This window comes from Ruegeria sp. HKCCD7303 (assembly GCF_013111185.1).
Taxonomy (GTDB): domain Bacteria; phylum Pseudomonadota; class Alphaproteobacteria; order Rhodobacterales; family Rhodobacteraceae; genus Ruegeria.
Genome location: NZ_WVRE01000001.1, coordinates 490,306 through 501,295 on the forward strand (window position 1 = coordinate 490,306; position 10,990 = coordinate 501,295).

The window sequence follows — 10,990 nt, forward strand, 5'->3', positions numbered from 1 at the left end:
ACTAATGGCGAACGTTTGGAACGTTTTGCCGTACGAAACTCACGACACTCAAATCTGACCCGTGGCAAAACGCGCGCCTGTAGGCGATTGATTCCAAGCCAAACCTGATTTAAGGGAAGCCCTGTCAAAACAGAGTCACCCAGGGGCGGTATCGTGATCGCGCCCCTCCCGCGCCGCGCTTTTGCGGCCCTTAACTCTTAGATCGCACGCCCCGAAAGGCTTAAAAAAGGTAAAAGAATATGGCAGATAAATCGAACTTCGACATATTGTATACCATTGTAGACGAAGCGCCCGAGCTGGCCAGCGCCTCGTTCCTGCCCATCATCCGCAAGTTCGCATCTGCTGCGGGCGTCAGCGTTGGCACCAAGGACATTTCACTGGCTGGGCGCATTCTGGCAACTTTCCCTGAGAAGCTGACAGATGCGCAGCGCATTACCGATGATCTCGCCGCGTTGGGTGACCTGGTGAAAACACCGGATGCCAATGTCATCAAGCTGCCGAATATCTCGGCCTCGGTTCCGCAGCTGGTTGCCGCCATCGAAGAGCTTCAGTCGCAAGGCTATGACATTCCTGCCTATCCTGAAGAACCGGCCACAGAAGAAGAAAAAGCAATCCGCGCGCGGTATGACGCGATCAAGGGCTCGGCCGTGAACCCGGTTCTGCGAGAGGGCAACAGCGACCGTCGAGCGGCGCGTGCGGTTAAGAACTATGCCCAGAAGAACCCCCATTCGATGGGTGAATGGGCTTCGGACAGCAAAACCAAAGTGTCGTCCATGACCGGCAACGACTTTTATGCCAACGAAAAGTCCGCGACCATTTCCGCTGCTCAGGCCGGCAACGCAAATATCGAGTTTGTCGGCAAAGACGGCAGCATCACCGTTCTGAAAGACGCCTGGCCGCTGGAAGAAGGCACTGTGGCCGACGCGACCTTCATGTCGGTCAAGGCTTTGTCTTCTTTCCTTGCCGACGCTATCGAGGACACCAAGAAAGACGGCACCATGTTCTCGCTGCACATGAAGGCGACGATGATGAAGGTCAGCGACCCGATCATCTTCGGCTATGCCGTCAAAGCGTGGCTGGCCCCGGTGTTTGAGCAATTTGGTGCCGAATTGGACGCACTGGGTGTGAACCCGAATTCGGGCCTGGGCGACCTGTTGGATCGTGTGAAAGACAACGCCGATGTCATGGCCGCCATCGATGCGATCAAAGGTGATCGTCCGTCGATGTACATGGTCGACTCGGATCGTGGTATCACCAACCTGCACGTGCCCTCAGACGTGATCATCGACGCCTCTATGCCTGCCGTGATCCGTGCAGGCGGCAAGGGTTGGGATGAGACAGGCGCCAAGGGTGACACCAATTGTGTGATCCCTGACCGCTGCTACGCGCCGGTCTATGACGAAACCATCAAGTTCTTCAAAGCCAACGGCGCGTTAAACCCAGCGACCGCAGGTGCAGTCGCTAACGTCGGCCTGATGGCACAGAAGGCCGAAGAATATGGCTCGCACCCGACCACGTTCCAAGCCCCTGCCGATGGTACGATCCGCATCGTTCTTGCGAATGGTGAAACGTTGCATAGCCACGAGGTCGAGGCCGGTGATATCTGGCGGTCTTGCACCGTCAAGAAAGCACCGATCGAGAACTGGATCCAACTGGCGATGGACCGTCAGCGCCTGACCGGGTCCGAGGCGATTTTCTGGCTGGATGCAAACCGCGCCCATGATGCCGAACTGATCAAATACGTCAAACCGGCGCTCGAGGCCGCTGGCGTTGCCGACAAGTTCCTGATCATGGCCCCGCGCGAAGCCACCCGTCAATCGCTGGAAACCATCACGGCTGGCAACGACTCGATTGCCATCACCGGCAACGTGCTGCGGGACTATCTGACCGATCTGTTCCCGATCCTCGAACTGGGTACTTCGGCCAAGATGCTGTCGATTGTGAAACTGATGAATGGCGGCGGATTGTTTGAAACCGGGGCAGGAGGGTCCGCTCCGAAGCATGTGCAGCAGTTGGTTGAGGAAAACCACCTGCGCTGGGACTCGATGGGTGAGTTCTGTGCGCTTGGTGAATCTCTGAACTTCCTTGCTGACAGCAAAGGCAACGCCAAGGCAGGTGTTCTGGGTGCTGCTGCCGAAGCTGCAACGCAGGGCATTCTGGACAACAACCGCTCGCCCAGCCGCAAAGTAGGCCAGCCGGACAACCGTGACAGCCACTATTGGTTCGCGCGCTACTGGGCAGAAGCTCTGGCAGCGCAATCCGATGATGCTGATCTGGCGGCGGAGTTTGTGCCCCTGGCCAAAGACCTAGCCGATAAGGAAGAAAAAATCTTGTCGGAACTGGCTGCGGCTCAGGGTGTTGCTGCGGATCTGGGCGGATACTACCACACCGATCCCGCCAAAACGGCCGCTGTAATGCGTCCAAGTGCGACACTGAACGCGATCATCGGGTAATCGGTACCGACAGAGCAGATGCACGTGCATCTACTCTGTAAGCTAAGAAAAGGGGCCAGCAGAGAGTGCGGCCCCTTAATTATTGTGACAACAGGTCATCGATAAACGTGCCGATTTAAGCAGAGGATCAACGACTTCATCTACGGTGCTGGACCGAATACGAAACTGCATTACAGTACTCCTGTATGAGATTTTAAGTACATTATTTCAGATGGTTACAAGAATACCTCATCCACCTACGGGATTCCCCCAATAGAAACTGGAATGAGCCTAAGTTACACCTGTGACAACAAAGAATTTCACTGGTGAGGCCCCTTGGGCTCTATCACTCACTCAGAAGATGACCAGCATTTGGGGTGCTGGTCATTTTGCTTTTCAAAGCCCAAAATCTCGAGATTAACCCTGACCAAACCAATCCTGTCAGATTCGCGTCAGCTGCGGCTGTGCGCGGTCGGTTGAGCAAGGGAATGTTTTGGAGTGCGCTGTAATTCAGCCGAAACGGCGTGCCTGCGGCTGTACAAGGGAAGACTGCATCCTGTTCGCACCTGATGCGGCCACACCTTCATATTGCAAGTAGGACATACGCCGCGCCTCTCGCCGTGCAAGGGCAAGAGACTGCATGATAAGGGCGCAAACAATGAACAACATCGATGCGACAAATCCCGACACGGCAACAACCAGCGACGGTATCCGGTCAACAAGACCGGTATCCAGAAACTCGCGGAAAACCGAAATAAAGACCAACAGCGAGGGTAAAAATGCCAACAAGGCCAAAGACAGGAAAAACGAGATTGGTTTTTCGTCTTTGATCAGCAGGCCAATCATCTTGAGTATGCGCCACCCGTCCGAAAAAGTGGCCAGTTTGGAATTCGAGTCCGGCAACCGTGAGAAATAGTGTGTTTCAACTTCACCAACCGGCATCCGCATCTGCATCGCATGCACGGTAAGCTCGGTTTCAATCTCGAAGCCATTCGAAACTGCAGGAAAACTTTTCACAAACCGTCTGCTGAATACCCGGTAGCCGGACAGCAAATCGTTGATTTTGCTTTTGAAGAAAAACTTCACGAGCCCGCTGAACACGGCGTTTCCAAATTTGTGGCCCGGGCGGTATGCGTCCGTTTCGTCGTTCACCCGCGCGCCGTTAACCATGTCCAGGTTCTTTGACACCAAAAGGTTGATCAGTTCCGGTGCAGCCGAGCTGTCGTAAGTCGCATCGCCATCCGCCATGACATAGACATCGGCGTCAACATCAGCAAACATTCTGCGCACAACGTTGCCTTTGCCCTGATACGGTTCTGAAAAGACCAGTGCACCGGCTTCTTCTGCAATCCTGACAGAGTCGTCCGTAGAATTGTTGTCAAAGACATAGATAACTGCATCCGGTAGGGCTGCGCGAAACTGCTTGACGGTTTCGCCGATGGCAATCGCCTCGTTATAGCATGGCAAGATCACGGCAATTTCCAAGTCCGGTCTGTTCACCGGTGTCACCGATCTTTTCCTGAGATCCAAGGCACCTTGTATCATGCGTGACCCATGCTCTTGCTATCCCATCAAGGGATTGATGATTGCGCTTCAGCCTTAGACTGAAATGCTGATGAGGCGATTATGCAGCAGATAAACGGCCAAAATTTGTCCTACGACAAAATCATGTACGCTCAGGCAAGAAAAAAGGGCCGGTGCGTAGACCGGCCCATAGTTTCAGCTGAACCGAGGGATCAGTTCGAAGCTGCGTTCAGTTTTGCATTTTGTTCACGCAGCGAGTCCGAAATAATCGCGTACCATTCACCGGACTCACGCATTTCGTTTAGGCCTTTGTTCATCATCGCAATATACTCGCGCGCGAACGGGTTTGTACGATGCGCCAGGAAACTCATCGACGACAGTGTCGAAACATATGGGTTTTCAATGATATCAGACGAGGTCAAGCCCATATCGTTCATCGTGGATGCGAATAGATCAACCTCGAACGCGGCCACATCAGCCGTGCCGGTCAAAACCGCATCCAGGCATTCACGCGCGGAATTCGGCTGGACGACAGTTGTATTCTCACGGTTCAAACCGACTTCTTCCAGAACAACCATGCTCCAACCTGCCATCCGGCAGATGGTGGAACCTTCAAGATCGCTGAAATCCGTAGCGCTTGCATACTGGCTTTCCGGCAGAGTAAAGAAGCCGCCGACAACGTCGTAGACTGGCACCGACGCAACAAACTGGGTACAACGCGCGGTTGTTTCGGCTGACCATTCGTATGTACGGTTTGTGCAATCCGGGACAGTCCAAGCGATAGAGATGTCAAACGCACCAAGTGGCAACAGGGTATCAAGGTGCGAGCTCCAGTCATCAACAAAACTGACCGAATAATCGCGTTGGTTACCCGCGCGTTGGAGGCTAGTGGTAGCCAGACGAGTCATGATGCCGCCACCGCTAAGATTCTCAGTTGTAAACGGTTCCCAGCCGTTACCGGCAACCATCTTGATCGGCGGAGCGTAGACGTTCGAACGCTTGACGCTGGCCGCCCGCTGTTCTTCTGCTGCGATGATTTCCTGCGCGGATTGGCCGTTTGGCAGGCTGCCATCTTCACAAGGCAATGCCAAAACCAAACCGGGCTCAAGTGCGTTCGGGTTGTTGATGATGTTGCGGTTCGCGTTGAAGATCGGCTGATAGTTCGAGGTGCCATAGGCTGCAATTGCAATGGTCGCCATCGTGTCACCATCTGCAACGGTGTAATTTGTACAGGCTTCTTGCGCCGCTGCTGCACCCGCACTCAGAGCCGTGACGGCACTCGCCGACATCGCCACTTTCTTAAGGTTGAATTCAAACATGTCCACGTCCTCCAGACTTAGTTTTGCCAGGCCAGTTGGGGCCTTATCCGTTTTCCATTTGATGCCGCAGAGCGGTCGACACGATGTCGCGCCATTCTCCGGATTGCTGCATGATTGCCAGGCCCTGATTCAGCGTCTCAAGGATCGCTTCCCCGTCAGGATTATCTTTGTGGGTCATGACGTTAAGCGACTTGATCGCCGCCAGGTTGGGGTTTTCGATTATCCGGTGATCGTATCCCAGCCGCGAGATCGCCTCGACCGCCAGATGCGCTTCGATTGCGACGATGTCCGCGCGACCTTCAATAACTGCGTGAAAGCAATCATCGGGCGAAACAGGGCGCAAAAGCTTGATGATCGGTTCATATAGGCTGACAGAATCCATGTGGGATGTTGACCAGCCTTCCGGGCGGCAAATAGTTGTACCTGCAAAGTCCGCATAGCTGAACGCTTGCTCATAGCCCGATCCGTCAAGCGCAAAGAATGTGTCCACAACTTCATAAAACGGGTTCGAGAAATTGTAGGTTTCACACCGTGTGCGATCGCTTTCGGACAAGGCTTCTGCCTCTTCGCAGTTTGGGCGCGACCAGGGGAAAGTGCCGTCGAAAGCCAGCGTGGGCATCAACAGGTCCAAATGTGATGACCAGTCGTTCACAAACTGGATCTTGTAGGATTGTTCCGGTGCGGCACGCAGCATGGCTGTTTCCACCAGGCTGGTGTAAAGACCCCGGTTGGGCAGCGCTTCATCGGTGAACGGTGCATAGTTCCCGCCTGTGATCAGCAAAAGCTGCCGGTCTCGGATTTCCGGACGCTCGCCGGTGTCGGCATTCCGGATCAAAGCGGCGGCTTCAGAGCGGGCGGCCTCAATCTCTTCTTTGGCCGCGGCCCGTGCTGCAACAACTGCTTCTTCACTGGTTTTCTTTGCTTCCGCTTCAGCTGCTGCCACGCGGGCTTCTGCTTCGGCCACGGCTTTTTCGGCGCGCTCTTCGGCGGCCTTTACCAGTTCTGCAGCCATTTCCGCGGCTAGGCGTTCTGCCTCGGTATCGGCAAGGACAGGTGCACGACCTATATCCTCAAGACACGGTAGCTCAAGTACGTCGCCCACCCGGATGATGTTTGGATTCGAGCCAATGACATCCCGGTTCGCATCGAAAATGATCCGAAAATCTTCGGTCGAATAAACTTCAATGGCTAACTCGCGCAGGCTGTCCCCGCGTTGGATTTCATAGCTGGTACAAGCCTCTTGCGCCGACGCTGCGCCGGTGGCGGCAGCAAGAGCAAGGCTGGATATGATGAGGTGTTTTTTCATGAGTCCTGTTGCTTTGCCTGTTTATGTTCTTGTGAGTTTCGCGACTGCGATGGACAGATTGTCCTGATCCGGGTCACCCTTGGCCTGAACGGCCAATTGCAACGCCTCGGCGATTTCCTGCGCCAGCGATTGTTTGTGCTTGCTCAGAACCGATTGAATTTCGGCATCGCTGAGATATTGCAAACCGTCACTGCCAAGGATCAGGATATCGTCCGGTGTCACGAGAATGGGTTGCTCGGGGCAATCCACTTTGGGAATGGCGCCCCCCATTATGACCGAGGTCAGCTGGTTGCGATCCATATCCTGTGCCTCTGATTCAGTGATCTCTCCCGCAGCGAGTTTCGCGTCGATCACGGGCGCCATAGAGTGGTCTTCATTTACCTGAGACAAAGCGCCTTCGCGGAACAAATAAAGAGGGCTGTCCCCGATGGAGATCCGGAACACGCGATGCCCCAAAAGAAGAACACCCAACATGGTCGAACCCATGTTGAAGCCTTGTTCTTGCGCCTCGTTATGGTTAGCAATAGCAGCGTTTGCTTGCATGGCTGCCAAAGGAAGGGCATCAACTATGGATCCCTCATTCAGGGTTTCCGCTTCAAGTTCGGGGTCCAGGGCTTCACGCCAAGCCGAAATCACCAGCTCAGAAGCGACTTCGCCTGCATCGTGACCACCCATACCGTCTGCAATCACGACATAGCCCGCATCCGACGCGTCGAACATGCGCGCAGCAATGGCGTCTTCCTGCGTCTCTCGCTGACCCTGGTGCAGGATCAGCGCCACATCATATGCCGGAGTCGCCAGCATCTATCAGGAATCCCGCCAATCAAAACCTTCGTCGCAGAAGGCCGTAAACCGGATGGATGTTTCACTAATTCGGATCAGATCCCCGCTGGACAATGCCACGGTGCTGAGTACGGGCTTGCCGTTCAAGCGCACAAGGTTGGCCTTGCCGCCGTGACCCAAGTAGCACTTACGATCTTCCGGATCATAGGCAATAACCGCATGGTTTGAACGCGAGATGCCTGTGTCGCCGAAATCCAGCTGAATAGCCTGATCATCGTTACGACCGATCTGCATCAGGCCTTCTGTCAAAGTGATGCTGGCACCCCGACCTGGCCCCGCGGTGACAACCAGCCAGCCGACTGGGAATGTCTCTTGCGCTGCCTCAGTTTTGGCGACGGGTTCTGCGGTTTCGATCAACTCTTGCACATGGGTGTCTGCACGTTCGAAACCCAGGAAAGTTGTTTTGACACGCGAGCGGCGATCTTCCGCTGGTGCAGGGGCAGGTGCGGGCTCGGCAACCGGTTCAATCGCTGGTTCAACCTTTTCCGCTTCCTGAACCGGAGCCTCCGCAACCTCAACCAAGGCCTCTGAAACTTCGGCCGGGGCCTCCGCGACTTCGGCTGGATCATCTTGCGCAGCTTCGGCAACTGGCGATTCAACCGCTTCGGGTGCGACGTTTTCCGAAACCTCTTCCACCGGTGTCGGTGCTGGGTCCTCGGCAACATGCAAAGTGATGATGTGTTCGTCTTCGAGGGCTGCCTCTTCTTCCAAAGGCTCAGCCGTCAGCAACTCTTCCGGCGCGTCGTGTTCGATTGCGGTATCTTCGACGAAAATGGAGTCCTCGACAGTCTCTTCGGTCGCGACCTCGTCGAATTCAGGCATCTTCTCTTCGGGGATCAGCTCATCCGTTTCCTCGTAAGACTCGGATGTCATGTTGCCGCCAGCCAGCGCCGCACGCAGAGCATTGAAGTCTGCAATCGGCTCTTGCTTTTCTTCTTCGACCGCAGGGGTTTCAACCGCGTCTGAGTTTTCTGCAACGTCTTCTTCTTTGGATTTGCCGGCACCTTCTAGAAGCCGGCTCAGAGGGCTTTTGTATTTGAACATGGTGTCGACACCTTCGATTTGGCGGCACGAATATCTTGTGCCGTAAGCTGCTACTTATCCCGCGCGCAAAAGCGCAGAGACACTCATTGGATACTCAAGGAAACTGGTACATTCTGCGGCGGGCCGGTTCCCGCCGGGGTGACAAACTGGATGCCACCCTCAGCAAACACACGCTGGCAGATCACAAACGAACCGGTCAGATTACTCCTGTGCAAGCTGCATGGTTGCAGCGGCTTCAGCACCGTTACGCAGGACGGTCAATTTCGCTTCGGGTCGGCCCTCAGAGACGAGTTCTGCAAGCATGGCATCCAGGCTTTCCGACCCGCCCAAGGCAATCCCCGACTGGCTTTCGCTCAGAAGCACATCGCCACGCTGCAGACCGCCTGCGTCACTGAATGGGGTCGCGTCCACCTTGGTTTGCCAGCCCTCACTGCCAGAACTGCTGACAGTAAAGGTAAATCCGTTCTTAAGTCCGACAGAACGCTCAACAGGCAAGGCAAGCAGACCGTTTTGCGCCCGGGTCTGACCAATTGGACGATAGCGGGCCGCGACGCGGGTATAACCGTCGGGATCAACGCTCAGCTTGTCCAGAACCTGTGCTGCAAGAGAAGCATCCTCGCGTATCGGCTTTCCGTTCAAAGTAAAGATCACGGCACCGCGTTGCACCCATTCGCCGATCACACTCATGTCCTGATTGGGATCGAGACCAGTTATAGCGATGGTCGCACCGGTTGAGGCGCGGCGACGAGATGTCTGGAAGGGGATTTCCACATCCCAATGCGCAAAGGACACCTGTTGCTCTGCCGGAACGGCACTTGACGTGGCGACCTCGGGTTCAAATTCTGTAACCGCAGGGTCCTGCGCCTCAGCCTTGGCCACTTCAGGGGCTGTGGGCTCTGGGGTTGCAGTCGCAGTTTCTGCCACAGCAGTCTCTGCAGGCTCAGTTTGTACCTGCTCGACAGGCTCTTCTGCGACTGGTGTTGGATCAGGCGACGGCGCGGAGGCGACTTCGGTTTCCTGTTCTTCCGAAACAGAGCTTGGTGCTTCTACCGCTGTTGCCGGGACATCTGCCGTTTCCACCTCTGCCGCGGTTTGCCTAGCTGGTGCTTCAACCTGTTCTTCGGTTTTGTTGCCAGACATTGCAAAGTAACCGCCAGCCGCCAATGCGACTGCAACCACAGCCGCGCCGGCAATCAGCTTACCACTGCCGCCAGAACCGCTTTGAACCACAGTATCGACGGCGACAGGAGCTTCTTCCTTCGCGACGATCTTGGCCAGGTCTTCGTTCCTTTTGTCATCGTTTCCAACAACAATATCCGGGTTGCCCGCCAAAAGTGCGGTCACAACGGCCTCGGCGTTTTCGCTTTCGGCCTTGATCCGTGCCTTTTCTTCTTCTTTGTCCTTGCGGTCCATGCCCACAATCACCGAGACAGGGCGATAGGCAAATGTATCAAACATCACGCCCGGACCGCGGAACATGCGCAACCAATCCAGCGCAGTCTGCAAACGATCTGTGGTGTGAACTTCCATGGCCTTGTCAATCGCCTCGAGGAACCCTTCAGGATATCCTTCGAAGCGGCCCGCAAGCGGGGTGTACGGATCATCCTGCCCGTTGTTGAAGGCATTCAACCGGCTTTGGCCGTCGACCGGGCGTTCGCCACTAATGGCGTGGTACAACGTTGCCGCCAGAACATAGAGATCACTGCTTGGCCCCTGTTCCGCACCCCGGACATAAAACTCGTGTGGGGAATACCCGTCTTTGATGACACGCAGGGTCAGCAGAGCCGCAGATTTGTTGGCCGCCTGCTCACGCGCCGCACCAAAGTCGATCAGGACAGGGTCGTCGTTCTCGTCGATCAGGATGTTGTCCGGCGAAATGTCACGATGCAACATCCCGCTTTGGTGGATGAACGAAACCGCCGACAACATCTTTTCCGTGACTTGCACGATAAAGTCAGGGCCTGCATCGTTTTCAGGATTCTCAACATAATCCAGAAGATCGCAACCGCGGATCAAGTCCATCGCGATATAGGCGGTGTCGTTGTCTTCAAACACCTGATGAACATCGACGATATTCGGGTGCACCAGCCGCGCATGATTGCGGGCTTCCTGAATAAACAGATCAATGATGGCGCGCAGGTCTTCCTTGTAGGACGGATCGTTGGGTTCAACGAGATCGCCATTGCGACGACACAAGGCACCGGGGAAGCATTCCTTGATCACCACGTCGCGCTCCAGGCTGTCGCGCGCAAGATAGGTGATGCCGAATCCTCCGTTGCTCAGAAAGCGGAGGATCTCATACTGACCGCGCAGTAGTTTTGCGCCCGGTTGCAATCCTTCGATTTTTGGTTCGTCGTGCGTTGCACCGACAGCCTGGTTGTGGCTCATTTTAATCCGCCCGTTCTACTCGTTTTATGCGGCTAAATTTAACAGGGCCAACAGCCCACGAACTCACAACCAAAAACAACCGCAGGACACTTAAGAACGGTTAGACGTTTCAAATTTGACTTTATTGGGGCCGC

At 55.1% G+C, this 10,990-nt stretch carries 7 protein-coding genes; 1 reads left to right on the top strand and 6 read right to left on the bottom strand.

Annotation, left to right across the window (positions count from 1 at the left end; genetic code table 11):
• Window positions 1–239: 239 nt before the first annotated feature.
• Window positions 240–2,453, top strand: coding sequence for an NADP-dependent isocitrate dehydrogenase (locus GS630_RS02065; RefSeq protein ID WP_171177000.1), 2,214 nt, complete (start codon window positions 240–242; stop codon window positions 2,451–2,453).
• A 489-nt stretch (window positions 2,454–2,942) separates the two neighbouring features.
• On the opposite strand, the gene GS630_RS02070 is transcribed toward GS630_RS02065, so the two are convergent.
• From GS630_RS02070 to GS630_RS02095, 6 genes are all read right to left on the bottom strand, one after another.
• Window positions 2,943–3,932 carry a glycosyltransferase family 2 protein gene (locus GS630_RS02070; RefSeq protein ID WP_348540078.1) on the bottom strand — a complete coding sequence of 330 codons (990 nt, stop codon included), beginning with the start codon at window positions 3,930–3,932 and terminating at the stop codon, window positions 2,943–2,945.
• Between the two features lie 236 nt (window positions 3,933–4,168).
• The gene (locus GS630_RS02075; RefSeq protein ID WP_171177005.1) at window positions 4,169–5,275 is read right to left on the bottom strand and encodes a transporter substrate-binding domain-containing protein; all 1,107 of its coding nucleotides are present in this window, start codon (window positions 5,273–5,275) and stop codon (window positions 4,169–4,171) included.
• Between the two features lie 43 nt (window positions 5,276–5,318).
• On the bottom strand, window positions 5,319–6,581 hold the full coding sequence (locus GS630_RS02080) for a transporter substrate-binding domain-containing protein (RefSeq protein WP_171621052.1): 1,263 nt from the start codon (window positions 6,579–6,581) through the stop codon (window positions 5,319–5,321).
• A gap of 21 nt (window positions 6,582–6,602) precedes the next feature.
• Complete coding sequence (locus tag GS630_RS02085) at window positions 6,603–7,385, bottom strand: PP2C family serine/threonine-protein phosphatase (protein WP_171711847.1); 783 nt, start codon at window positions 7,383–7,385, stop codon at window positions 6,603–6,605.
• 3 nt (window positions 7,386–7,388) lie between these two features.
• Window positions 7,389–8,468, bottom strand: coding sequence for an FHA domain-containing protein (locus tag GS630_RS02090; protein ID WP_171238303.1), 1,080 nt, complete (start codon window positions 8,466–8,468; stop codon window positions 7,389–7,391).
• Between the two features lie 201 nt (window positions 8,469–8,669).
• Window positions 8,670–10,856, bottom strand: a complete 2,187-nt coding sequence (locus GS630_RS02095) for a serine/threonine-protein kinase (RefSeq protein WP_171621056.1) — start codon at window positions 10,854–10,856, stop codon at window positions 8,670–8,672.
• Window positions 10,857–10,990: the final 134 nt, after the last annotated feature.

Coding starts and splice junctions, on each gene's coding strand:
- GS630_RS02065 (WP_171177000.1), top strand. CDS start 240: ATGGCAGATAAATCGAACTTCGACATATTGTATACCATTGTAGACGAA.
- GS630_RS02075 (WP_171177005.1), bottom strand. CDS start 5,275: ATGTTTGAATTCAACCTTAAGAAAGTGGCGATGTCGGCGAGTGCCGTC.
- GS630_RS02080 (WP_171621052.1), bottom strand. CDS start 6,581: ATGAAAAAACACCTCATCATATCCAGCCTTGCTCTTGCTGCCGCCACC.
- GS630_RS02085 (WP_171711847.1), bottom strand. CDS start 7,385: ATGCTGGCGACTCCGGCATATGATGTGGCGCTGATCCTGCACCAGGGT.
- GS630_RS02090 (WP_171238303.1), bottom strand. CDS start 8,468: ATGTTCAAATACAAAAGCCCTCTGAGCCGGCTTCTAGAAGGTGCCGGC.
- GS630_RS02095 (WP_171621056.1), bottom strand. CDS start 10,856: ATGAGCCACAACCAGGCTGTCGGTGCAACGCACGACGAACCAAAAATC.